This window comes from Ochrobactrum sp. BTU2 (genome assembly GCF_024539785.1).
Classification (GTDB): domain Bacteria; phylum Pseudomonadota; class Alphaproteobacteria; order Rhizobiales; family Rhizobiaceae; genus Brucella; species Brucella anthropi.
The window spans coordinates 1-652 of record NZ_JAHWRG010000094.1 but is presented as its reverse complement, the minus strand read 5'-3'; the positions used below and the strand labels follow the sequence as shown (position 1 = coordinate 652).

The following is a 652-nucleotide window of genomic DNA, read 5'->3' as shown; positions in this document are numbered from 1 at the left end:
CATTGACAAACTTTGCCAATCTGCGATTTTAATTGCAGTGAAGGGAGAATTTGATGGTAACGATGAACGTATCGCTCCCTCATCCTATGAAAGAATGGGTTGAGGCTCAGGCCAAAACGGGACGCTATTCGAATGCGAGTGACTATGTGCGCGATTTGATCCGTAAAGATCAAATGCGCAGCGATAAGATCGCAGCGATGCAGCGCTTTGTTGACGAGGGCTTACAAAGTGGCCCAGGAAGTCGTTCACAGGATGAACTCTTCGCAGTGGCACTCGCTAACGCCGAAAAATCTCTGAAACGCAACTGATGGAATTTAAACTCTCTGTTCTTGCGGAAGACGATATCATTGCTATCGCCGAGCAGGGTATAGCAATGTTTGGGCCTGTGCAGGCGAAACGCTATCATGCAGAGTTGTTTAACACTCTGGATTTAATTGCAAAGAACCCACAAATGGCACGTGCACGTGAAGAAATTTCTCCACCTGTGCGGGTGCACCCGTTTAAAGCCCACCTCATTATTTATCAAGTTGAAGCAGACGGAACAGTTTTTGTAATTCGGGTACGTCATGCATTTGAAGATTGGGTCAGGGATCCGTTTTAATCTTTGCTTTGATCGTTTCAGATTTCGATGCAGTATGGCCTGGATTTCATA

Annotated in this window: 2 protein-coding genes; both read left to right on the top strand. The window is 45.9% G+C overall.

From position 1 onward, the window contains the following. Positions 1-53 precede the first annotated feature (53 nt). A complete protein-coding gene (locus tag KWJ32_RS28175; protein ID WP_151610664.1) occupies positions 54-308 on the top strand; it encodes a type II toxin-antitoxin system ParD family antitoxin in 255 nt (84 codons plus the stop codon). Next, complete coding sequence (locus KWJ32_RS28170; protein ID WP_256886631.1) at positions 308-601, top strand: type II toxin-antitoxin system RelE/ParE family toxin; 294 nt, start codon at positions 308-310, stop codon at positions 599-601. The genes KWJ32_RS28175 and KWJ32_RS28170 overlap by 1 nt, the downstream gene beginning before the upstream one ends. Positions 602-652 lie beyond the last annotated feature (51 nt).

What these genes read in the sequence shown, in the direction of transcription:
- KWJ32_RS28175 (WP_151610664.1), top strand. Translation starts at nt 54, where the DNA reads ATGGTAACGATGAACGTATCGCTCCCTCATCCTATGAAAGAATGGGTT.
- KWJ32_RS28170 (WP_256886631.1), top strand. Translation starts at nt 308, where the DNA reads ATGGAATTTAAACTCTCTGTTCTTGCGGAAGACGATATCATTGCTATC.